This is a genomic window from Chryseobacterium gossypii (genome assembly GCF_041361455.1).
Taxonomy (GTDB): Bacteria; Bacteroidota; Bacteroidia; order Flavobacteriales; family Weeksellaceae; genus Chryseobacterium; species Chryseobacterium gossypii.
Genome location: NZ_JBGCUR010000001.1, coordinates 198,644 through 222,312 on the forward strand (window position 1 = coordinate 198,644; position 23,669 = coordinate 222,312).

A 23,669-nucleotide genomic window follows, 5' to 3' on the forward strand; every position below is an offset into this window, starting at 1 on the left:
AAGCCCATACAGTATGTGCCGGGGGCTTTTGTCATGAAGGGGAAAAAATTAGACATAAACCCCCAAGAATAATCGCAATCGTTGAAGAAAAATACCTGATGCCTTCAGGCTGCCATTACCGTTACCTTTAAATGTACACAAAACCGAGACCTAATGCGTTTTTGTGGTATCTGTTTCTGCATTAAAATACGATAAATGTAAAAAAAACGTTATATTTGATAGGTCAAAATATTATATGAATTTTGTAGAGTGTCATGAGGAACCCATTCATATCCCTGGGTGCATACAAAGTTTTGGATATCTGATTGGCATTGACTCAGAGTCCTATTCCATTACTTTTTTTAGCGAAAATATTACGGATATATTTACTATTGAGAACATACAGCAGCTTTTCGATAAAAAAATCACTGACTTTCCTGAAAGTTTTCAAAGCATCATCAGTTCGGATATCTATACCTCTTTGGAAAGGTTTACGAAAAGAGAAAACGAAACCTATTTTGATAAAATTTTTATCAATGGAAAAGAATATCATTTCTCCGTTTTCAGAAGCAATAAAGATATCTTTCTGGAATTTGAAGAAGTTGTAGTGAATCCTAACAAACGTATTTCCAACAAATATGATAATTTCTACGTTATAGATGATGAGCAGGAGCTTTGGGACCAGCTTCTGAACACTCTTTTACCCATAGTGAATTATGATCGTCTGATGGTATACAAATTCATGATGGATGGCTCCGGGAAAGTGATTGCCGAAAAAAGAAAAGAGGACATGGAAAGCTATCTCGGTCTTCATTATCCGGAAACGGATATTCCTAAGCAGGCCAGAGCGCTTTATCTGAAGAAAAGGAAAAGGATTTTCAGTAATGTATACGCTGAAACCGTCCCACTTTTAAGCAAAAGAGAAGCTATCGACCTTACTTTTACGGCTTCAAGGGCCATGTCACCCATTCACGGGCAGTATCTTAAAAATTCGGGAGTGGCATCAAGTTTCAGTGTTTCCATAATTATCGATGATCATCTCTGGGGCCTCATCACCTGTCAGAACCCGGAGCCTAAGCATATTGATCTTGAGGACAGGGTACAGGCAGGGATTTTTACGGCTTTGGCCTCGAATGCATATTCTTCTTTTAAATCCAAAAAAGAGCTGAAATACCGTCTGGAGCTGAATGATAAATCTTCCCGTCTGAAGTCTGAATTCCTGAAGTACAATAATCTGTTCGATGCGCTGACCCATAATAAAGCCGAAATCAGGAAATTGCCGGGGGCGGATGGTCTGGCTATTGTTTCAGATGAAAATGTGATAATCGAAGGCATTGTTCCGGAGCGTGCGGCCATTGACAGGATTGTGCAGTGGGCGCAGAACAATACAGAAGAAAATATCTATATAAGCCGGAGCTTTCTGAAGGATCATGGAGAAGAGCTGGGACTGGATAAAAATACGGCCGGGATAATCATTTACTTTATTGAAAGGAGTAAAAATGAAATGTTGATCTGGTTCCGTAAAGAATTTGATGAACATATCAACTGGGCCGGAAACCCGGAGAAAAAGATCACTGTATTCTCTCAGAACGGAGAAGAAAGGCAGATTATTTCCCCAAGGACCTCTTTCCGGCTTTTTACAGAGAATATTAAAGGAAATTCTAAAAGATGGAATTCCAGAAACATCAGTGCCGTGCATGCGATAAGAGACCTTATTCTGGAAACTTCCCACAAAAACTATAATGCCATTAAAAGGCTGCATGATGAACTGAAAAAAGTGAATGAAGAGCTGGACAGCTTTTCCTATACCATCTCTCATGATCTGGGAACGCCTCTGACAGTGATGAAGCTTAATGCGCAGATGTTGCTGAATAATCTTGCAGACGGCTCGGAAAAAAGTAAAAGTAAGATCAATACCATTATTGAAGAGATTGATAATATGGCGGAAATGATGCATGACGTTTTACAGCTAAGCCGTGCCAAATACAGTGAAATACAATTGGAAAGCCTGCCCACCGGACAAACAATCCGGAAGATTTCCGAAAATGCCAGAATCACGTATAACAGCCCGAAGACTGAAATAATCATTAAAAACTGTCCCGATGTGCTGGCAGACAAGACCATGCTTCATCAGGTGTTTCTGAATATCATCAATAACGCTGTAAAATATTCGTCACATAAGGATGAACCCAAAGTGGTGATTGAAGGTACCGAGGAAGGGGAAACCGTCTCATACAGGATTACGGATAATGGGATAGGCATCCCCGAAGAAGAAAAGCATAAGATGTTTAAGATCTTCAACAGGCTGGATAATGCGAAAAAGTTTAAAGGGAACGGTGTAGGATTATCTATTGTTCACAGGATTATGAAAAGGATCGGCGGACAGGTTGACTACGAAAGTAATAAAGAGGGAACTTCTTTCATTTTAACGTTTAAAAAGCCTTAAATTTGGGGAAAGTTTAAATCCTCTATTATGGTATCTGAATATCTTAAACAAAATACGGCTGAATACCACGATGCTGCCGAGAAGCTCTTTAATTCCGAAAAAATTTTTAATAAGACTTTTTCCCTGGAGGATTATAAAAAAATTATCCGGGCGAATTATCTGATGCTTCTTCATTCCGAAGATCAGATATTCAGCAGCCTGTCGGGGAAATTCGCGGAAAAGCTGCGTCTGGATCAGAGAAAAAAGCTTCCCCTTATCAAAAAAGATCTTGAAAGTCTGGCTTTGGAGAGCCAGGAAGCTTCCCATCATCTGGAATTTAGCAATGAGCATGAAGCTTTGGGAGCCATGTATGTGATCGAAGGCTCTACTCTGGGAGGAAATGTGATCGTAAAACAGCTGTCCAAAACTGAGGGCTTCAGTCATATTACCTTTAACTTCTTTGGCTGCTATCAGGAAAATACAGGACTGATGTGGAAAAATTTCAAGGAAGTGCTGGATACTGAGGTGAAAAAGGAAAATTATGATGAGGTATTGTCCGGAGCCAAAAAACTATATACTTTTTTACTGAACGTTAACTGATTTTCATCATCTGGAATAAATTCCTGAAAAATTGCTCAACTTTTCAGGAATGTTTAAATTTGGGAGTCAAAATTGGATTAAACGAGAACAAATAATTTAAAAAAATAAATCAAAATGAAAGTAACTGTAGTAGGTGCAGGCGCTGTAGGAGCAAGCTGTGCAGAATACATCGCAATGAAAAACTTCTGTTCAGAAGTAGTTTTAGTAGATATTAAGGAAGGCTTTGCTGAAGGTAAGGCAATGGATCTGATGCAGACAGCATCGCTGAACGGTTTTGATACCAAAATTACCGGAACAACAGGAGATTACAGCAAAACTGCAGGTTCTCATGTGGCAGTGATCACTTCAGGGATCCCAAGAAAACCTGGAATGACCAGAGAAGAGCTTATCGGTATCAACGCAGGTATCGTGAAGGAAGTTACTGAAAATTTGGTGAAACACTCTCCGGATGTGATCATCATTGTAGTTTCTAACCCAATGGATACCATGGCTTACCTTGTACACAAAACGTCTGGTCTTCCAAAACACAAGATCATCGGAATGGGCGGGGCATTGGACTCTGCGAGATTCAAATACAGATTAGCGGAAGCGTTAGAAGCTCCGATCTCTGATGTAGACGGAATGGTAATCGCTGCTCACAGTGATACTGGAATGCTTCCTCTATTGAGCAAAGCGACAAGAAACGGTGTTCCTGTAACTGAGTTTTTAGATGAAGAAAAGCAGAAGTATGTGATTGAAGAAACTAAAGTGGGAGGGGCCACCCTGACAAAATTATTAGGCACCTCTGCCTGGTATGCTCCGGGAGCTGCTGTTTCCGTAATGGTTCAGGCAATTGCATGCGATCAGAAAAAAATGATCCCTTGTTCATTAATGCTTGAAGGGGAATACGGACAAAACGACATCTGCCTTGGTGTTCCTGCTATCATCGGGAAAAATGGCGTAGAAAAGATCGTGAACGTTACCCTTACTGCTGAAGAGCAATTGAAATTCGCTGAGGCTGCAAATGCCGTGAGAGAAGTGAATGGGGATCTGAAGTTTTAATGGATCAGATTTACATTATATAAATTGCTTCCCGCGCCCATTGGGCGCGGGAAGCAATTTATAAGAACCATGGCAGGGTGAACAAATGTCACTATACTCTAATAAATCAGATAACCATTCTCTGATCCAGGAGTCCCAATTCAATTACCTGATCCCACTATCAGTTGAAAGACCTTCTGAACTCTAAAGGAGAGAGATTTGTCTTGCTTTTAAACAGCTTACTGAAAGACTGGGGATGTTCAAATCCCAGCTCATAGGCAATTTCACTGATGGATAGCTGGGTAGTTGACAGTTTTTCCTTCGCTTTTTCAATCAGCTTTTCGTGAATGTGCTGTTGAGTATTGAGCCCTGTCAGGACTTTCAGTAAGCCCGTAAGATAGCTCGGCGAAACATTCAGCTGGTCAGCGATAGACTGCACGCTCGGTAATCCTTTTGTTGCCAGGTCTCCATTGTTGAAATAGGCAGTGAGCAAGTGCTCTAATGAGTCCAGAATCTTATGGTTGGAGATTTTCCGGGTAATGAACTGCCGCTGGTAAAAGCGCTCCGAATAGTTCAGTAGGGTCTCAATCTGGGAAATGATGATATTCTGGCTAAAGGTATCAATATTGGAGTGATATTCCTGCCGGATATTCTCAACAATCTGGGTGATGATATTTTCTTCCTTTTCAGAAAGAAATAAAGCTTCATTCACAGCATAATCGAAATACTCATATTGCTTTATGGTTTTGGCCAGGGAGGTGTTCCAGAGGAAATCCGGGTGGATCAGTAATATCCATCCCGTATGCTGCACTGTGGATTCCGGGTCTACTGTAATGCTGAAAACCTGCCCGGGAGCCATAAAAAACATTACTCCTTCATCAAAATCATATTCCTGCTGGCCATATTTCATTTTCGCATTGGAAGTCCGCTTGATGGAAATGGAATAGAAATCAAAAATCCAGCTCAATTCCTTCACATCAGCTTTATGTTTAATGCTACTGTAATCCACCACGCTGATCAACGGATGTGCGGGCTTCGGCAGATTACGGAACTGATGGAACTCGCTGATAGTCTTTATTCTGATGGGTTTCATAATATAAAATTAATTATTTTCTTTGATTTGAAATAAATGGAGCCAAAAACTGAACTCCCATACCCTCATTCAAACACACAAATATTTCTTCAGGCCAATCTGAATTTCCATCCCGGTAAATTGCGCGGAACAATTTAACTATTGTGATAAGCTTTGGCAAAATCTTCCGCAAAATCTTTTACCTTTACATTTCCTAGCACCGGTCTGTTTTTATAATAATCCTCATATAAAAGCCCGCTTCGTCTTGCCATATTCATTTCAACAAAGCCTTTTGCCGTTTGTGGATTCATCCCTGCCTGAATGAGGTTGCTCAGTATCTCGTTGTCGGGAATGATTAGCCATTTCAGGTCAGGTTTGCCGATAGCTTCTCCTAAAACTTTAGCAATTTCATTCGGAGATATTTCTTCACTGGCGATATAGCGGACCTCTCTTCCGTGAAAAGGTTTTTCGATTTCTTCAGCAATAACCGACGCAATATCCAAAGGAGATACCCAGGGCTCCTTCTCATCTCCGCCATAATTTTGGATGATGGCGTCCTGGGATTTTATAGTCGGTATGAATGCGAACATATTATAATAGAACCCTACCGGACGCATATATTTGATGGAAACACTTTCCGGGAGCCCGTTCAGGATATTCTCAATTTCATAATGAGAGGCAAGAATTCCGTTTCCTTCCTTCAGGTGAGCTCCGATGCTGCTGAGGTGAATCACTTTTTTCACACCGGAATTTTCAATAGCTTCCTTATAATTTTTTCCGATCCTGATATTGGCCTGAATAAAATCAATATTATGATCAAAGAATACCCCATAATTCAATGCTTCCATGGCATATACTGTATCTGCACCTCTGAAGGTTTCCGTCAGGAAATCTACGTTTTCCATTGCCCCGGTTGCCGCCTTAGCTCCGAGTTTTTCAATTTCAGGTCGTCTTTCCGGACTGCTGCTGATTACAGTTACGTCATGTCCTTTACTGATAAGTTCTTCCGTTAATGGCTTACTGATGTTCCCTAATGAGCCTGTTACGATAATTTTCATAATGTCTGATTTTTATGGGAACAAAGTTCAGGATTAGCTGAAAGCCGGATGTAGCCGGATCTACTTTTTCCGTAGTCAAAAAGCCTGATCAACAACTAAAGATCCTGTATGATCAATGATGCTATATCTTTTGCCATAAACAGGTTGTATATCATGAATAAACAGAATGAACCGTATTTTGAATTGATAAGTAGGGTAATTATTTTATTTGATCAGATATAAATGCATTTGCTCTATCAATTTTAATAACATTCTCCTTGGTTGTATACCAGTCGGCAAATTTGTCATATTCAGCCTGATTATTAGCTTGCCATAATTTAAAAGCTTGTACATCACCCATCTGGAAAATATAATGATTGTAAGCATTCAAGACATTATTATCTTCCATCTTTTTGAAATAGCTGAAAAGTATATTGGGATAATCCTTATAATCTTCTTTGAAATACTCCTTTACGAACCGGTTACGTATTGCCGCAAGATTTTCAAAATTAAATTCATTTTGATTTATAATTACAGAAATAAAATTTTTTCCAAAAACTACACATAAAGGATATTTTTTATTTTGTACATCAATTACAGCTTCACAAAAATCAATTTTTATTTTATCCTTAGACTCAAAAATGATGGATTTTTTATATCCTTCATACAACAGTTTACCCATTTCCTGTGTACGGGGAGTTGTTCGTTCTAAATTGAGAAAAATTTCACCATAAATCAAACCAGATAATTTATCGTTAGAATTTAAATATAATTTGGCGGCCCGGTAATAATTTGAAGGATAGGAAGGATCCAGTGCAATTCCTTTTTCATACATTTTTATTGCCTCTAAAGGCTTATCATGTTCGTTCATTACACCTTTTTCCAAATAAAGCCTTCCTGAATTCGGGAATTTCTTTAACCCTTCCTCGTAGGTATGTATTGCTTTATCAGGATTGCCATCGTAATCATATACATTTCCAAGTAACTGAAAATAATCTGCTTTGATATTTTCATAATTTTTTATTTTTTCCAGTTGGGAAATTGCATTCTTATAATCTTTTTTCTGAAAGAATGCATACGCTATTTCATAAGGATAGGAATAATCCTTTGGGTCAATTTTTTCACATTCCCTAAGAATTTCTATACTTTCATCATACTTTCCGGTGTCCATTAATTTTATGGCGTCGTATATTCTTTCACATTTGAAAGACCTTGTCTGGGCATTTATCAATTGAAGAGATAAGGTTGTTAAAAGCAAATAAACAGGCAATTTCATAGTAAATTAGTTTAGTTCAAATATGCATATTTTCTCTTGAAATTAACAAATATTATAAAGAATTGTCTCAGCCAATGTTTAAATTTTCAGCTTTCCTGCTTTCGATGGCGAGATGCCAAATTCTTTTTTGAAAACATATGAAAAGTGGGATAGATCTTCGAAGCCCAGATCAATATAGATGTCCGTAGGTTTTTTATGTTCTTTATTCAGGAGAAAGTACGCTTCCTGAAGCTTGTTCATCAGCCATTTCCCGGGAGTTGTATTGAAAATTGCCTTAAACTCCCTTTTAAATGTTGACAAGCTCCTTCCTGTCATAAATGCAAACCGTTCCAGGCTTATATTGAATTTAAAATTATGGTTCATGAAAGATTCCAGATCAATTTTGTGGGGAATATTGAAGTTGAAGAAAATATTTTTCAGGTCCGGATTGCCCTTTAACAGAATCATGAGAAGCTATTCGCGCTTGATGTCAGCGAAAGCATCATCCAGCTGTTCGGTCCCGCTATAGTAAGGTTCAAGTGACTGGATGAAACTTCTGATCATGTGGATTATTGGAAGAGAAGATTTTGTTGTAGCGTCCAATTTTTGTTTGTTGTAGAGTTCAGGAATACTGATGGCCGGAATAAAAAGCCAACGCAATAAATGCGTTGGCTGCCTATGAAAATTTAAATATATGAAGAAGCTTAAAATTTAAGCCGGTATATTGCTGCCTTACCCTTTGTAGGAAATAGATTACGATTACTTATTTATTAAAGGTACTGAATGCCCCTTCTGTAGCCGCAAAGAAATTGTCATACAATAAACCCGTATTTCCCACACGAACTTCATAAATATTTTCCCGAAGCGCTTTTACAAGCTCGCTGGCAACATCCGATGCGGGGATTCCGTTTTCCTTACCGCCGATCTCCGCGGAAAAATCTGTGTCAACCAATGGGGGCATCAGTTCAAAAACTTTTACATGGGTATCTTTTGCCAGCTCGTATCTCAGTAGCCTGGTATGAGAATGAAGCGCTGCTTTGGAATCAGAATAGGTAGGAACATGAGAGCCGGGTACAAAGCCTACGATGGAAGAAACATTTACAATGGCTGCTTCTTCTTGTTGCTTTAGCAAAGGAAGAAATTTTTCGGTAAGCCGGAGCGGTGCAAAGTAATTCGTAGTAAATTCTGCTACCGCTTTACCATGCATATCAGCATTTTCCGTAAGAGTATAAGCGTAAGCATGGCCGGCATTGTTGATCAGAATATTCAATCCTCCGAAAGTTGTTTTTACCTCTTCATACAATCTGTTGATATCCGCTTCGTTCGTAATATCAGCCTGGATAGTGAAAACATTTTCCAGATCCTTGGCCGCGGCATCTAGTTTCTCTTTGTTTCTGCCTGCAATAATGATCTTATTTGCCGTGCTTAATGCTTTTGCGATTTCCAAACCGATCCCTGAGCCTCCGCCGGTGATCAAAATAATGTTGTTTGTAATGTTCATAATAAAATATTTTAATTGTTATTTATTGTACTATTTGGTACAAAATAGATGAAAAAAATTTAGTTTAATAATTTCAGGTTCATTTCAATCAGGGACCGAAGGATTTCCGGTGAGCTTTCCATACGTCTGGTCACATGGATCCCGTTCCAAAGATTGGTTAAGTGCCAGGCCAGAATTTCAGGATTTTCCTTATTTTTCAATTGCCCTGATCGCTGGGCATTTTTAATTACTCTGGCAAAATTCTTTTGCAGGTCTTTTAAAAGCCCGGCCGTAATTTTTTTTATGCTTTCATCTTTTTCAGAAAGCTGTACCAGCGCATTTCCGAGGTAACAGCCCCTTTCGATATCACAATCCTCAGCATCAGCCAGTCTCAGGAAAAATTGCCGGATAAATTCGATCTTATCTTCTGATTGTTCTATTGCCTGGGCGATCCTGCGATTGAAGTTTTCTGCAAATTGTCTGATAGATCGAACATATAGCTCCTGTTTGCCTCCTTTGAAAGCAAGATAAAAGCTCCCTTTTCCAATTCCCATAGCTTGCAGCAGCTCATCCGCAGAGGCTGTGTCATAGCCTTTGCTCCTGAAGATTTCCGTGGCTTTTTCTATAGCCTGGGTTTCGTCGAATATTTTGGGTCTGCCTGCCATTATTGTATTTTGATGATACAAAGATATATAATTGTACCAAACGGTACAAAATAAATTCTTAAATAACCTTCATAGTTTTTGTCAATCAACCTCAAAGCTCATGTATAAAGCTGTTTCGGTGGAATCATTATACAGTTTTGTATTGATCCCCGTGAAAAGGAAGCCGGCCTTCTGATAAAACTTAATGGCGGGATAATTGGTATTCTGGGTTTCCAGTTAAACGATTCTGCATTGCAGCATTCTCGCTTCCCGGTTGATGCTTTTTATCAATAACCTCCCGATATTCTGTCTCCGGTACCTTTCATTGATGAGCATATTCTCAATAAAAAGGCTGTTGTTCCAGGCCCTGAAATCGCATATGACCCAACCTATCAGTTCATCCTTTTCAAAAGCTCCGAAAGAATATCCTTGCCTGATAATAGCATTGAGGTCATCAATATCCTCGGAGTTTATTTCCCAGACCTTTCTGTAATACTGATATTTCTCTCTGAGATTAAATTCAAAGGAATTTCCGATCCCGATGGCTGAAACTACAAAAATTTTATGGGTTTCATAACCGTTTAATCCCCAGTTGAGGGTCGGGTTACAGGTGAGTTCTTCCAGCTTTTTAATTTCCATATCAATGATCAGGATTAAAGAATTGTTTCAGGCTATTTATATAAAATATGGCCGAATATAAGCAGAATTATTGTATAAACGGTTTCAAATTTCATGGGGCAACATTTAAATGAACATAACGGCGAAATTTAAATAAAATTTCACATACCAAAATTATCAAAACCCGTACCTTTGTCTCCAGTAAAATTTAGCAGATGGTTAGGAAATTTTCGCTTGCGGCAGCTACATTCTTGTCCGTAGTTGCAATCAGTGCACAAAAGAACAGAAACTCCCAGTTAGAAAGACCAAAATTAGTTGTAGGCCTGGTGGTAGACCAGATGAGATGGGATTATTTGTATCGTTTTTACGGTAAATATGGTAATGATGGCTTTAAAAGGCTTCTGAATACCGGATATTCATTGAATAATGTTCATATCAACTATGTTCCTACGGTTACCGCCCTGGGGCATACGTGTATTTATACAGGTTCGGTTCCGGCGATCCATGGAATAGCAGGAAATGACTGGACAGATAAGGAAACGGGGCAGAATGTATATTGTACTACGGACGAAAGCGTAAAGCCTGTAGGTACTACCAATGTGAAAACAGGAAGCCACTCACCTAAAAACCTTTGGTCAACAACCGTAACGGACGAATTGAGGTTAGCGACGAATTTCCAGGGAAAGGTTATCGGGGTTTCATTAAAAGACCGGGCCTCAATTCTTCCCGCAGGCCATACCCCGAACGGGGCTTACTGGTTTGATGATGCCACGGGGAACTTCATTACAAGTACCTGGTATATGAATGACCTACCGCAATGGGTAAAGGCGTTCAATGCACAGAAATTACCGGATAAACTCGTTGCCAATGGCTGGAATACATTACTTCCCATCAGCCAGTATACGGAAAGCACACCGGACAACTCTTCCTGGGAAGGCCTGCTTGGAAGCGCAAAAACGCCTACTTTCCCTTACAGCAATCTGGCAGCGGATTATCAGGCTAAAAAAGACAATATCCGGTATACGCCTTTCGGGAATACGTTGACGTTAAAATTAGCTGAGGCTTCAGTGGACGGTGAGCAATTAGGAAACGATAACATTACAGATTTCCTGGCCATCAACCTGGCTTCAACGGACTATGCCGGCCATAAGTTCGGACCGAATTCCATTGAAGTAGAGGATGTTTATTTAAGGCTTGACCAGGATCTTGCCCAATTTTTCAATTACCTCGATTCAAAAGTAGGAAAAGGAGAATATACTGTATTCCTTTCTGCAGACCACGGTGGAGCCCATTCCGTAGGCTTTTTGCAGGAGCATAAAATTACAACAGGCTTTTTCGGGGAAGGAATGGAAAAGAATATCAATCAAAGACTGAAAGAAAAATTCGGGGTTGACAGGCTGATTAATGCAGTTGACAACTATCAGATTTATTTTGACCGGAAATTGTTAAAAGATAATAAATTAGAATTGGATGATGTAGTGGATTTTACGGTACATGAGCTGGAAAAAGACCCTACTGTGCTGTATGCGGTTTCTGTACAGAAAGTTCAGGAAGCTACAATCCCGGAACCTATAAAACAAAGAATCATTAATGGGATCAACAGACAGAGAAGCGGGGACATCCAGCTGATTTCCCATGATTCCATGCTTCCTCCCTATTCTAAAACAGGGACTACCCATAGTGTCTGGAACTCTTACGATTCACATATCCCGTTGATCTTTATGGGATGGGGGATTCAGCATGGAGAAAGCAATAAGCCTTATAATATGACGGATATTGCTCCTACGGTTTCCTCTTTACTGAAGATCCAGTTTCCAAGCGGAAATATAGGAAATCCGATCACCGAAGTCATCGGAAAATAAACTGACTGATTGATTGAAACATAAAATCCTTAACGAATGGTTAAGGATTTTTTATTGCTTTAGTAATAAATTCTGGTGTTGTCCAGTTTCACCAGATCTTGTTTTTCCATTTTTTTGATGGTCCGTATAATGGTCTCAATGCGTAATCCCGTGAGTGCTGCCAGTTGTTGTCTTGTATACGGAACCAGAAAAGAAAAACGCTCCTCTTCAAAACCGAAATAGTTTTTCAGGTGGCTCATTAGCTTTTTCAGCTTAGTGAGCGGATCCATCATAGAAAGCGGAGCGGATATAATATACTTATAACGCATGCGGTCAGCCGTATATGAATAAAGATTAAACAACAATTCAGGGTTTTTCAAAACGAGATCCTTAAACTTACTATTCTCCAGTTTTATGATTTCACAATCTGTGACGGCAACGGCATTGATACCGTACTTTTTATCAATAAAAGAATAGGTTTCCGCAACGGAATGCCCTTCAAATGGAATGCCGTGGATAAATTCCTTTCCATTTTCATGATAGTTATTCAGTTTAACAATTCCGGACTTTATCTGCAAATAATATTTTGCCATACTTCCTTCATGGAAGATAATTTCACCGGGATTATAGTTTTGCAGTCTTGCTCCATAAGAAAACAGCAAGCTTTCACAGATGATCATAAGAGGTAATATTGATTTTTAAAAGTATTAAATAGACACAGTGCTAACAAAAAAAAAAACACACAAAACGGATCTATTGTTCCATTTTTAATTAATGTATTTTACATGTTGTCAATAGCTATGGCAGGGTCAGGTGGCTTTAAAGTTATTCTTGGTCTCCCTCATAATCTTCCTCATCCTCATACTGCTCCAGGTAATAGCTGAAGCTGAAGCCTTCCACTTCTTCTTCGGCATCTTCAAGAGTGGTCAGCAGGTCTTCAAATGTTTCAAGCTGGTCCACGGTCATATTTACAAATTCGATGTGAAGAGGCATTTCCAGGTTTCCTGAAACCACATCATACAGTGCATCGAGGTTATCCCCGAAGTACCCGGGAAGCAAAAGTTTTTCTTTTAGTTGTGTATAAAAATCTTCATAGTCACCTATGTCTGTAAAATCTATATATATTGTCTTCATTTTGTATTGATTTCCGTTTTTTTATCGGTTAAAAAAAGTTATAGAAGCCTGCTTCTTTATTTGTTGGATTTGCCTTGTTAGGCAGTTATAAATTTAATGCTCACAGGCTGAAATCATTGAACGGGCAACCTTCTTTAGTCTTTTCTAAAGAACGAAGACCAGGGATATTCAAACTGAATGTGGTTACTGTTTCTCAAAGCTCTTATAATGATCTTTGGTAAGATAAACATCACCATCAGGGGTAAATACGATCCTGTCTGCATTTCTGCCACCACAATGATAATTGACATCAGCTTCGAAATACTTTTTGCCCTTTGGGAGGTTTCCTTCCCGGTTTCCAAACCTGTCGCCTCCGATCGCCTTTCCGGGTAATACCTCACAAAGATTTTCCCTGGCAGGATTCCAGCCCAGGCTTCTGGCCTCGTTTTTAGTAATATAATAGTCCGGAAGCCTGTGGTTTTCTTTTACATATTCAATAACGGTTCTTTCTTCCGTCAGCCGGTCAATGGAAATCTGATCCGAAGAGTTTTCATCATGCTGTTTCTCTGCAGCTGTGTTTTCTGTTTTTACAGGGGTTCCGGCTCCTTTTCCATCAGCAGTGAAACTTTGATAGAAGTACATCGCAGACATACCGAAAAGAAGGCCCAGCCCTATGAAAAACAGAGCTCTCGTTTTACTGTTCATAGCAAAAGGTATTATGCAGCAACGTATTGCCCGGATTAGAGGTATTTATGATATCAGTCATTGGTAGGGTATTACAATAGCGGTCGGAAATGATTAGTTTTTCCATTCTTCAGGGATATGGCAGATGGGGATGGGTTCCATTTTATGTTTGGCGGCTTTGTGCATCCTGTCGAAAATCAAAAAGACCTCCTTATCCCTGCCTTCATAATCATCTGCTGTTTTAGTCCCGTATTCTTTCTGGATTTTTTCCAGCTCCGGATAAGTGGCTCCGATTTGCTGCTCATCTGTCCTGTCGATATCCCAAAGCCCGTCTGTCGGAATGGCTTCCTGTATGCTTTTGGAGAGATTTAAAGCTTTGGCTAATGTGTAAACTTCCGTTTTGTAAAGATCTGCGATCGGGGAGACATCTACTCCGCCATCTCCGTATTTCGTGTAAAATCCGATCCCGAAATCTTCAACCTTATTCCCGGTACCACACACCAGAAGCCCGTTGATCTGTCCGTAATAATATAATGTAAGCATTCTTAGCCTTGATCTTGTATTGGCAAAAGCCAACTTTTCATTAGGAAATATATCATCCTTTACATCGAATGTTTTATAAAGCTCTTCAAACGCAGGGGAAAGATTTACGGTCATTATTTCCACATTTGAAAATCTTGATTTCAGGTCATTCATATGCTCCTGAGCCCGGTCTACCTGATCAGCTTTCTGACGGATCGGCATTTCTATCAGTAATGTTTTCAGGCCGGTCATTGCAGCTAAAGTGGAGACCACTCCGGAATCCACACCTCCTGAAACTCCTACCACATAGCCGTTTGCCTTTGCTTTTACCGCATAATCTTTTAACCAGCCTACTATATGATCTATTACTTTTTCTGTTTGCATTATCGTTTATTTTTTAATCTGTTTCAATTCTTTTCTCCTGTATTCATGAGCGTAAGATGGTGTATCCCGGGTTTCAGTGTTCACAACCGTCTTTCAATATCCTATCCTTGAATTTCCTGTATCCGGAAACAAAAATAGAAAGAACGGAAAAAATACAGGGAGATAAATATTTTGTTTTTCATCATTACATTATGTTTAAATCTGTATTTTTGTGTACTTAAATTTCATGTAAAAATAATGAAGATTTTTAGAATTGCTGCACTTTCTATGATTTTAGTTTTTGGTTTGAATTCTTGTAAAAAAGAGTCCGGGAATCAATGGAACGTAGAGGTGAAGAATCCGGCCGAAAAAGTAGAGATAACGGATATTTCCAAAGAATTCTATGATCAGAATATACCTTTGGAACGGTTTAAAGCCAAATTTCCCTGGTTCCAGGGAACCGTTACCGATGAAGACTTTGTGAAAAGAAGGTCGGATGCGGAAGAGATCAAGATTTACAGGGAAGCTGTAGGAAAAATTGATCAGCAGAAGCTTGGTAAGGATCTTCAGGATCTGTTTTCACACATCAAGTATTACTTCCCGAAATTTAAGAGCCCTAAGGTATATCTGTTTTCATCAGCATTACAGATGGCTCAGGATCCTGTTTTCTACGATTCCAAAGGAAATTTGCTGTTCATAGATATTACGGGCTTCATGGGAGATGGCAACGCCCGCTACAAAGGTTTGGAAATGTACTTCCAGAAATCCATGAACCCTCAGAATATTGTTCCGAAAGTTTCCATGGTTTTTGCCGAAGATGCGGTTCCGGGATCTCCGGAGCATCAGAAATTCATAGACCAGCTTATCCTCAACGGGAAGATCATGATATTACAGGATGCCTTTTTACCCGGTTATCCGGACTACCTGAAAATGAACTATACCCAGAAGCAATATGACTGGGCCGTAACCAACGAGGCCAATATCTGGAATTATTTTGTAGAAAACAATCTGGTTTTCAGTGACGATTCGAGACTGGTGGATCGTTTCATCTCTCCCGGGCCGTTCTCAAAATTTTATACGGAAATAGATAACGAATCTTCGCCTCAGATTGGAATCTTCACCGGCTGGCAGATCTGCAAAAAATATTTTAAAGAAAAACCTGATACAAAACTGACCGATTTCCTGAAACTGGATGCCAACACCATTTTTAATGAATCAGGTTATAAACCTAAAATGAAATAATAAATTAGAAAAAGTAGAAAGCAATGAGAAAAACCCAGATTACAATAGAGGTAGAGCTGGATGAAAACCATATCCCGGAAAATATCAACTGGAACGCACAGGATGGAGGCATTGAAAAAGAAGATACGAAAGCAACAATGATCTCTGTCTGGGATGATAAAAATATGGAAGCTTTGAGGATTGACCTCTGGACCAAAGAGATGCCTGTAGACCAGATGAAGATGTTCATCCATCAGGTTTTGGTTTCTTTGGGAAATACCTATCAAAGGGCTACAGGTGAAGAGGATGTGGCGCAATGGATGGAACAGATGGCAGAAGAATTTGCAATAAAATCTGCAATAAAGATGTAAATGGATATTAATAATTAATGATGTGGCAGTACGACAAAGATCGTAGCTGGTACATTCTAAAATATTAAAAATATGAATTTTAATACAAAAGTTATTCACGGAGGACAACACCACGAATCTGCCACAGGTTCTGTAAATGTTCCCGTATTTTTAACGTCTACCTTTGCACAAAAGAGTCCGGGAGTACATTCCGGCTATGAATATTCACGGGCAGCCAACCCTACAAGACAGGCGCTGGAAGATTCCCTGGCAAGCATTGAAAACGGAGCGAGAGGCCTGGCCTTCGGTTCCGGTCTGGCTGCTATTGACTGTGTTCTGAAATTGCTGAATCCCGGGGATGAGGTAATTGCCGTAGATGATCTTTACGGCGGTACTTACAGAATGTTTACAAGACTTTTCGAAAAGTACCAGCTGAAGTTTGTTTTTGTAAACTTTGAGGATGTTTCCGAAATTTCGCAGGTGATCAGCGACAAAACCAGGCTGATCTGGATAGAAACACCCACAAACCCGCTGATGAAACTGGTAGACATTAAAGCCGTTGTGGATGTGGCCAGAGGAAAAAATATCCTGGTTGCTGTAGACAATACTTTTGCAACACCTTATATCCAGAGGCCATTGGATCTGGGAGCTGATATCGTGATGCATTCTGCTACCAAATACCTGGGCGGGCATTCAGATGTTATTGCCGGAGCCCTTATTGCCCGGGAGGCCGAACTGGGAGAAAAACTTCACTTTATCCAGTTTGCAAGCGGAGGTATTCTGGGCCCTCATGATTCTTACCTGGTGTTAAGGGGAATTAAGACCTTGGCTTTAAGAATGCAAAGGCATTCCGAAAACGGGAATGCTATAGCCGGGTATCTCGAATCCCATCCGGCAGTAGATAAAGTGATTTATCCGGGACTGGAATCCCATCCGCAGTATGAGCTCGCAAAATCGCAGATGAAAGAATTTGGAGGAATGGTTTCCTTTACGTTTAAATCCGGTAAAAAAGAAGATGCGATCAAATTTCTGGAAAAACTGAAAGTGTTTACACTGGCGGAATCTTTGGGTGGTGTTGAATCGCTGGCCAATCATCCTGCTCTGATGACCCATGCTTCCATTCCTGCCGAAAAACGGGCTGAGCTGGGGATCACTGATGACCTCGTACGTCTAAGTGTGGGAATTGAAGATAAGGAAGACCTTATCGCGGATCTGGAAAGAGCATTCTCTTAACTTCCTAAACAGGTTTTTATGGTCAAGCATACCAGAAAAGCAGGTCCTGAAGATTTACGGCAGCTGTCAGAATTATTTGATCAGTACAGGATTTTTTATCATCAAGAATCTGATGTTCCGGCAGCCATGGAGTTTCTGAGGGAAAGGCTGGAAAATAAAGATTCCGAAATCTTTATTGCGGAAAAGGATGGGAAAATGCTGGGGTTTGTTCAGCTGTACCCTATATTTTCATCAACAAGAATGAAACGCTACTGGTTGCTGAACGATTTGTTTGTGAGTGAGCACCACAGAGGAAAAGGCTACTCCAAAGAACTGATCGAGGAGGCTAAAGAGCTGTGCAGATCTTCAAAAGCCTGTGGTATCCTTCTGGAGACAGGAAAAAGCAACGATATCGGTAACAGACTCTATCCGTCCTGTGGGTTTGAATCCTATGATTCCGTTAACTTCTATGAATGGACCAATCAATCCATCCATTGAAATAAAATTGAATAAAAAAATAGAGCAACAATATCGGTTGACACATAATTAAAAATTCATATTAATAATGTCAGATTTTCAAAAATACGTTCAAAGATACCTGGACCAGATCCCATCCGGAAACTGGTTGGAAGAATTGAAAAATTCGGGGGACCAGACCGTAGAAATATATTCCGGGATTACGGAAGAACAATCACAATTCGCTTATGCTGCAGGGAAGTGGACCCTGAAAGAACTGCTTCTGCACCTGTCCGATACGGAAAGAGTTTTTCAATACCGTATTTTAGCTTTTGCAAGAGGAGATAAAAATCAGCTGCCGGGTTTTGATGAAAACGGTTACGCAGACCACTCATTTGCAAACAGCAGGAACCTGCAATCATTGCTTGAAGAATACAGGACTGTGAGGAAATCTTCACAGATCTTGCTGGAAACACTTAATCCGCAGGCAATGAATAATAAAGGTATAGCCAACGGAAATGAGATTTCCGTAGAAACTATCGGTAAGCTGATTGTTGGGCACAATTATCATCATCTGAATATAATCAGGCAGAGATATCTGCCGGGATTGCAATAAATTCAAAGAATTATTGACCTGAACAATGGAACATATTGTCGAAATACTGAAATCCGGGGGAACAATCCTTTATCCTACCGATACCATCTGGGGGATTGGCTGTGATGCTACTAATGTGGAGGCTGTCAATAAAATTTTTGACATCAAGAAGCGTGAAAGGAACAAATCTATGATCATTCTGGTAGAATCAGAAAAAAGGCTTCAGGATATGGTGGACGTTCCGGAAATGGCCTGGGAAATCATAGACCTCAGTGAAAAACCTGTGACCATCGTCTATGAGAACCCACGTGGCCTGCCAAAAGAATTGCTGGCGGAAGACGGCAGCATCGGGATAAGGCTGGTAAAGACAGATTTCTGTAAGAAGCTGATTTCAAAACTGAACAGGCCATTGGTGTCTACGTCAGCCAATTTCAGTGGAGATAAAAGCCCTATGAAATTTTCCGATATCTCTCCCGAGATTATAAGTCTGGTGGATTATGCGGTGGAAGAGGACAGAGAAAAAGTTTCCAAATATTCGGGCTCTTCAGTGATTAAAATATGGGGTGATAACAGGATAAAAGTTCTTCGGGAATAAAAATCAAGATTTATTATCTTTGCAAAACCATTTAACCATTAAGGCGTCAGAAATATTTTGCGATAGCTTGATAAAACTGATCCCTTAGTGGTTTTAAATTTAAATAATAAACATGTTCATTAATCTCAATCAAAATAAAAATTTAAAGCTTTTCAAAATAATTTCTGAAGTTGCGGACAGGAATAACCAGTCTGTTTACATCGTCGGCGGATATGTCCGGGATCTACTGATGAAAAGAAAAGTGTCTACAGATATTGATTTTGTTACTGAACAAAACGGAATAGAGCTGGCTCAAAATGTTGCTGCAGAAATAGATCCGAAACTGAAGGTTTCCATTTTTAAGACCTATGGAACGGCCATGATCAGATATAAGGAGCTGGACCTGGAGTTCGTGGGAGCAAGAAAGGAAAGCTATACCGAAAACAGCCGGAAGCCTGAGGTGGAAGGAGGAACCCTTGAAGATGACCAGAAAAGAAGAGATTTTACCATCAATGCCATGGCCATTTCCCTTAATAAGGAAAACTTCGGGGAATTGGTAGACCCTTTCCATGGGATTGAAGACCTGGAGAAAGGCATCTTAAGGACTCCTTTGGAACCGGTACAAACCTATTCCGATGATCCTTTGCGGATGATGCGGGCCATCCGCTTTGCCTCGACGCTTCAATTTACTATTGAAGAAAATTCTTTGTCGGCAATAAAGCAGGAAGCTGAAAGGATCAAAATAGTCTCAATGGAAAGGATCATGGTTGAATTTAACAAGATCATGCTTTCCCAAAAGCCTTCTGTAGGTTTGAAATTAATGGAGGAAACAGGACTTTTAAAACTTATTATTCCGGAACTGATTGATCTTAAAGGTGTGGAAGAGGTGGAAGGACAAACCCATAAAGACAACTTTTATCATACGCTGGAAGTTGTAGATAATATCTCGGAGAATACAGACAAACTGTGGTTGCGCTGGTCTGCATTGCTTCATGATATCGGTAAGGCGCCTACCAAGAAGTTTGTTGAAGGAACCGGCTGGACCTTCCACGGACACGAGTTTTTAGGATCAAAAATGGTGAAATCCCTGTTTCAAAGGCTGAAATTGCCATTGGGAAATGATATGAAATATGTCCAGAAAATGGTGAAGCTTTCTTCCCGCCCGATCGCACTGATTACGGATGATGCTTCTGATTCAGCATTAAGAAGGCTGCTGTTTGACGCCGGTGAAGATCTGGAAGATCTGTTTACCCTTTGCAAAGCGGACATTACAACCAAAAACACCAGGAAACAGGAGAAGTTCAAGAAGAATTTCGAGTACGTAGCCGTGAAGATAAAGGAAGTGGAAGAAAAAGACCATATAAGGAATTTTCAACCGCCTATTTCAGGGGAAGAGATTATGGAAATGTTCAACCTTAAGCCCGGACGCGAGATCGGTATTTTAAAAGAAAAAGTGAAAGAAGCTATTCTGGAAGGCGAAATCCCGAATGAAAAAGAGCAGGCAAGGAATTTTGTGATTTCAGAAGCCGGAAAACTAGGACTGAAAATATAATGATTATACCAATAAAGCAACTGAAATCCGGTTGCTTTTTTTATGCAATTCATACCCAAACAAAACCCGGCGGTTTCGGAGAAACCGCCGGGCAAAAAAACACAAATGATGAAAAAAAAAATATTTATTTTATACGGGAGTATATGAGCATAGCTTCCTAGTTGATATAGAAACCGTTAGCACCTTTCCCTGCCGTAAAAGTCTGAAGCAGTGATCCGGACAGGTTGTAAACTTTGATCTCGCTGTCCTGTGTAAATCCCTTTGAATCCGAAGTGAAGATCCTTCCGTTGATCACATTGAATCCGTACAGAGTGGAATAAGGCCCGTTATCGGTCACTGTAATTATCGGGTTTGTAGGTACTGTGTTCGTATTCATATTCATGGCATATATTTTATTGCCGGAAGTGAAATAAAAGGTATCACCATAAATTTCAAGATTGGTGGCATTGGCGATTCCGGTCAGGGTGGTGGTCTTTACAATATCTCCTGTGCTTGATATCTTATAGATATAAGAATCTGTAGTTCCCGCAGCAATAGAGTACACATTATTGTTATTGGCAATAGTCTTATTGATATTTCCGTTAGGCAGGGTGATCACAGACTCAATTTCGTTGTTTGAAGTATTGATATAGGTGATCTTATTTCCCATGCCGTAAGAGGCGTTCTGAACGAAAATATTACCGCCGGCCTGTACAATTCTTTCAGCAGTGTCAGCCAAAGGAATCTTTTTCACAAAAGCCGAATTAGCCGCATTGTAGACACTTACATATTTATCACCGTTGAATACATCATTAGTCACGTAAATATAATTGTTGGCAAAAGCCATGTATCGGGGCTGATTGATCTGTTCGGTAATCTCACCGTATTTTTTGAACGTATTGCGGTCTACAATCTGGATTTTATTGGAGTTGTTCAATACCAGATAAGCCGCGCCACCATTAAAGACAATGGTCTGCAAAACATCACCTAAGCTGGCGCCCCCATTGCTGTTTGAGAAAATATTATCCTGTTTTGATGTTAAGTCACTGGTTACGAAAGTTACATCAGCATTCGGGGTTCCGAAGTTGCCCTCATTGGAAATAAGGTATCCGTTACCGTAAAACATCTCCTGGGTGACGCTGCTGTCACTGTTACAGGAAACATTAAAAAGCAATGTCAATGCAAAAATAAGAGGTAAAAGCTTAGATATTTTCATATATTTTAAATTTTAAAAATTTATTGTTGCAAAAATAGTATAATTTTTCTTTGGCATAGGGTAGTAGGCTACAGTTTCGTAAACGGTGTTCGTAACGTTATTTATTCTGAAACCTAATGTATATTTTTTTAAAACTGTTGCTGACAGCCCTGTATTCAGAACAAAATAAGGGTCCAGAGCATCAGCCTTTTTCCCGTCTGTGGTTGTATAGGTAAGCCCGTTGAACATTCCCTGTACAAATATCCTGAAGAAGCTGTACCGGTAATCAATATTTCCGAAGGCCTTATGCAAAGGTACGTACATCAGCTGTTTTTTTGTTTCCTGATTAACGGACTTTGCGAATGTATAGCCTGCATTCAGGCCGATCTGGTGACTACCGAAACTTTTATTATAAGTGATCTGGGATTCCAGCCCGTAGGATTCCACCTTAAGGGTATTAAACGGTGCCCAGTATCCGTATGGGGTGGGAAGCCAGTTGATAAGATTGGAAATGTTCATGTAATAAGGGCTCAGGATGATCTTAAAATTACCAAAGCTGAATTCATGATCCATATCCGTCTGAATGGAAGTTTCGGCTTTCAGGTCAGGATTTCCTCCGGGTTGCCAGTAAAGATCGTTGAAAGTGGGAAACCTGACGTTTCTGGAAAGGTTCAGTCCGATGCTGTACCATTTTAAGGCCCTCCATTTCCCGGAAAACGAATACAGAACGGGGGAGGAAAAGCCTTCCGCAAAATCTTTCTTGATCCCGGCCTCAAAACGCAGATCTGAGATGGCAAAATACCTTAATAAACCAGCCACAGAACCGGCGTTTCTTTTAACGTCGCCAACACCTGAGGTGCCGGCACCTTCTCCGGTATTTACCTGGAATTCGGTAATAACGTTCATATTGAGCTTAGGAAGAATGAAATAATTGAAATCATTCTTCACAATATAATTTTTCCCGGTGGCACCACTGGTTTCAGGCTTGCTGATATCACTGAAATACTGGAAATTTTCTTCAGTATAAGCCGTCTTCAGGCTGTTGGATAACTTTCCGGTATTGACGTCCCAGGCCAGTAAGGTCCGTACACTCTGAGTTTCATACTTTGTCTTGTTCCCATTTTCAACGAAAATCGGGTAGTGTTGGGAAGAATCGAAAAACTGGCTTTGCCACGAAATCGTCTGATGGCGGGCAATCTTATAAGAAGCGCCGATATTGAAGGTAGCATTGTTATATTGTCCGTTCCGGTTGATATAGTTCCTTTCCTCCACTTCATAATCATTGCGGCTGATAAAATAATTCCCTGAAACCTTAATGCTGAACCTGTCATTGCTGAAAGACGCTTTGGCGAAATGATTATAAGTATCGAAAGAAGACGCTTCCGAATAAAGTGAGGCATGAAAACCTTCATTGAAGTGGAGATTGTTATTCAGATGAATGCTCCCGCCTATTGCACCGCTTCCGTAAACAACACTCCCGCCCCCTGGTTTTATTTCCATCTGATCATAGCCGAATAAAGGGATGTTGTTGATGTCTCCCTGCCCTAAAAAAACGGAGTTGATGTTGATCCCGTTCCATACAAAAGCGGTCTGTTGTGCGGTAGTTCCCCTGAATGAAGGTGATGATACCGCTCCACGGCCGTTTTCCTTAATATAAAGAGAAGTTTGGAAGCGTAAAACATCAGACAGGCTAGCAGAGTTTTTTTGGATATCCGTGGCAGAAAGCGTATTTACCTTGTGGAAAAGTTTCGCTTTATTCATCTGATTATCAAAAATATATACGGTGTCGATGGTTTTCTCTTGTCCAAAAAGAAAACATCCGTAAGATGAAAAAAGCAGTACTAAAGATCTTTTTATATCCATACTATTTTACTTTTCCTCC

24 protein-coding genes are annotated in these 23,669 nt (G+C 40.0%); 11 read left to right on the top strand and 13 right to left on the bottom strand.

Annotated elements, in window-relative coordinates; genetic code table 11:
- Positions 1–235 precede the first annotated feature (235 nt).
- The 3 genes from ABMQ40_RS01000 to ABMQ40_RS01010 all read left to right on the top strand — a co-directional run bounded on the left by ABMQ40_RS01000 (position 236) and on the right by ABMQ40_RS01010 (position 4,045).
- The gene (locus ABMQ40_RS01000; protein ID WP_370895606.1) at positions 236–2,425 is read left to right on the top strand and encodes an ATP-binding protein; all 2,190 of its coding nucleotides are present in this window, start codon (positions 236–238) and stop codon (positions 2,423–2,425) included.
- Between the two features lie 27 nt (positions 2,426–2,452).
- Positions 2,453–3,004 carry a biliverdin-producing heme oxygenase gene (locus tag ABMQ40_RS01005; protein WP_370895608.1) on the top strand — a complete coding sequence of 184 codons (552 nt, stop codon included), beginning with the start codon at positions 2,453–2,455 and terminating at the stop codon, positions 3,002–3,004.
- Positions 3,005–3,118: 114 nt separating this feature from the next.
- On the top strand, positions 3,119–4,045 hold the full coding sequence (locus ABMQ40_RS01010) for a malate dehydrogenase (protein WP_370895610.1): 927 nt from the start codon (positions 3,119–3,121) through the stop codon (positions 4,043–4,045).
- Positions 4,046–4,205: 160 nt separating this feature from the next.
- Here the strand turns inward: ABMQ40_RS01010 and ABMQ40_RS01015 are convergent, their stop codons facing one another.
- The 7 genes from ABMQ40_RS01015 to ABMQ40_RS01045 all read right to left on the bottom strand — a co-directional run bounded on the left by ABMQ40_RS01015 (position 4,206) and on the right by ABMQ40_RS01045 (position 10,151).
- Entirely contained in the window at positions 4,206–5,117 is a 912-nt protein-coding gene (locus tag ABMQ40_RS01015; protein WP_370895612.1) for a helix-turn-helix domain-containing protein, read from the bottom strand.
- 134 nt (positions 5,118–5,251) lie between these two features.
- Positions 5,252–6,154: an NmrA family NAD(P)-binding protein gene (locus ABMQ40_RS01020; protein WP_370895614.1), complete on the bottom strand. Its 903-nt coding sequence runs from the start codon at positions 6,152–6,154 to the stop codon at positions 5,252–5,254.
- A 199-nt stretch (positions 6,155–6,353) separates the two neighbouring features.
- Entirely contained in the window at positions 6,354–7,409 is a 1,056-nt protein-coding gene (locus ABMQ40_RS01025; RefSeq protein ID WP_370895616.1) for a tetratricopeptide repeat protein, read from the bottom strand.
- A gap of 78 nt (positions 7,410–7,487) precedes the next feature.
- Complete coding sequence (locus ABMQ40_RS01030) at positions 7,488–7,856, bottom strand: helix-turn-helix transcriptional regulator (RefSeq protein WP_370895618.1); 369 nt, start codon at positions 7,854–7,856, stop codon at positions 7,488–7,490.
- A gap of 295 nt (positions 7,857–8,151) precedes the next feature.
- The gene (locus ABMQ40_RS01035; RefSeq protein ID WP_370895620.1) at positions 8,152–8,889 is read right to left on the bottom strand and encodes an SDR family oxidoreductase; all 738 of its coding nucleotides are present in this window, start codon (positions 8,887–8,889) and stop codon (positions 8,152–8,154) included.
- A gap of 59 nt (positions 8,890–8,948) precedes the next feature.
- Entirely contained in the window at positions 8,949–9,533 is a 585-nt protein-coding gene (locus tag ABMQ40_RS01040; RefSeq protein WP_370895622.1) for a TetR/AcrR family transcriptional regulator, read from the bottom strand.
- 216 nt (positions 9,534–9,749) lie between these two features.
- Positions 9,750–10,151: a GNAT family N-acetyltransferase gene (locus ABMQ40_RS01045; RefSeq protein ID WP_370895624.1), complete on the bottom strand. Its 402-nt coding sequence runs from the start codon at positions 10,149–10,151 to the stop codon at positions 9,750–9,752.
- Positions 10,152–10,345: 194 nt separating this feature from the next.
- On the opposite strand from ABMQ40_RS01045, the gene pafA reads away from it, so the two are divergent.
- A complete protein-coding gene (gene pafA / locus ABMQ40_RS01050) occupies positions 10,346–11,992 on the top strand; it encodes an alkaline phosphatase PafA (RefSeq protein WP_370895626.1) in 1,647 nt (548 codons plus the stop codon).
- Between the two features lie 59 nt (positions 11,993–12,051).
- Here the strand turns inward: pafA and ABMQ40_RS01055 are convergent, their stop codons facing one another.
- The 4 genes from ABMQ40_RS01055 to nadE form a co-directional block, all read right to left on the bottom strand.
- On the bottom strand, positions 12,052–12,651 hold the full coding sequence (locus tag ABMQ40_RS01055) for a Crp/Fnr family transcriptional regulator (RefSeq protein ID WP_370895628.1): 600 nt from the start codon (positions 12,649–12,651) through the stop codon (positions 12,052–12,054).
- Positions 12,652–12,796: 145 nt separating this feature from the next.
- Positions 12,797–13,105 (bottom strand): barstar family protein, encoded by a 309-nt coding sequence (locus tag ABMQ40_RS01060; protein WP_370895630.1) that lies wholly within the window; start codon positions 13,103–13,105, stop codon positions 12,797–12,799.
- A 183-nt stretch (positions 13,106–13,288) separates the two neighbouring features.
- On the bottom strand, positions 13,289–13,789 hold the full coding sequence (locus ABMQ40_RS01065; RefSeq protein ID WP_370895632.1) for a ribonuclease domain-containing protein: 501 nt from the start codon (positions 13,787–13,789) through the stop codon (positions 13,289–13,291).
- A gap of 93 nt (positions 13,790–13,882) precedes the next feature.
- Complete coding sequence (nadE, locus tag ABMQ40_RS01070) at positions 13,883–14,674, bottom strand: NAD(+) synthase (RefSeq protein WP_370895634.1); 792 nt, start codon at positions 14,672–14,674, stop codon at positions 13,883–13,885.
- A gap of 237 nt (positions 14,675–14,911) precedes the next feature.
- On the opposite strand from nadE, the gene gldB reads away from it, so the two are divergent.
- The 7 genes from gldB (at position 14,912) to ABMQ40_RS01105 (ending at position 20,613) form a co-directional block, all read left to right on the top strand.
- A complete protein-coding gene (gene gldB / locus ABMQ40_RS01075) occupies positions 14,912–15,895 on the top strand; it encodes a gliding motility lipoprotein GldB (protein ID WP_370895636.1) in 984 nt (327 codons plus the stop codon).
- Between the two features lie 23 nt (positions 15,896–15,918).
- Complete coding sequence (gene gldC / locus ABMQ40_RS01080) at positions 15,919–16,245, top strand: gliding motility protein GldC (protein WP_370895638.1); 327 nt, start codon at positions 15,919–15,921, stop codon at positions 16,243–16,245.
- A 72-nt stretch (positions 16,246–16,317) separates the two neighbouring features.
- A complete protein-coding gene (locus tag ABMQ40_RS01085; RefSeq protein WP_370895640.1) occupies positions 16,318–17,457 on the top strand; it encodes a cystathionine gamma-synthase in 1,140 nt (379 codons plus the stop codon).
- An 18-nt stretch (positions 17,458–17,475) separates the two neighbouring features.
- The gene (locus ABMQ40_RS01090; protein WP_370895642.1) at positions 17,476–17,934 is read left to right on the top strand and encodes a GNAT family N-acetyltransferase; all 459 of its coding nucleotides are present in this window, start codon (positions 17,476–17,478) and stop codon (positions 17,932–17,934) included.
- Between the two features lie 67 nt (positions 17,935–18,001).
- Positions 18,002–18,508 carry a DinB family protein gene (locus ABMQ40_RS01095; RefSeq protein ID WP_370895644.1) on the top strand — a complete coding sequence of 169 codons (507 nt, stop codon included), beginning with the start codon at positions 18,002–18,004 and terminating at the stop codon, positions 18,506–18,508.
- 25 nt (positions 18,509–18,533) lie between these two features.
- Positions 18,534–19,082 (top strand): L-threonylcarbamoyladenylate synthase, encoded by a 549-nt coding sequence (locus tag ABMQ40_RS01100; RefSeq protein WP_370895646.1) that lies wholly within the window; start codon positions 18,534–18,536, stop codon positions 19,080–19,082.
- 112 nt (positions 19,083–19,194) lie between these two features.
- Positions 19,195–20,613 (top strand): CCA tRNA nucleotidyltransferase, encoded by a 1,419-nt coding sequence (locus tag ABMQ40_RS01105; protein WP_370895648.1) that lies wholly within the window; start codon positions 19,195–19,197, stop codon positions 20,611–20,613.
- 157 nt (positions 20,614–20,770) lie between these two features.
- Here ABMQ40_RS01105 and ABMQ40_RS01110 read toward each other — a convergent pair whose 3' ends face one another.
- Positions 20,771–21,808 (bottom strand): YncE family protein, encoded by a 1,038-nt coding sequence (locus tag ABMQ40_RS01110; RefSeq protein ID WP_370895650.1) that lies wholly within the window; start codon positions 21,806–21,808, stop codon positions 20,771–20,773.
- Between the two features lie 12 nt (positions 21,809–21,820).
- Positions 21,821–23,650, bottom strand: coding sequence for a TonB-dependent receptor plug domain-containing protein (locus ABMQ40_RS01115; RefSeq protein WP_370895652.1), 1,830 nt, complete (start codon positions 23,648–23,650; stop codon positions 21,821–21,823).
- Positions 23,651–23,669 lie beyond the last annotated feature (19 nt).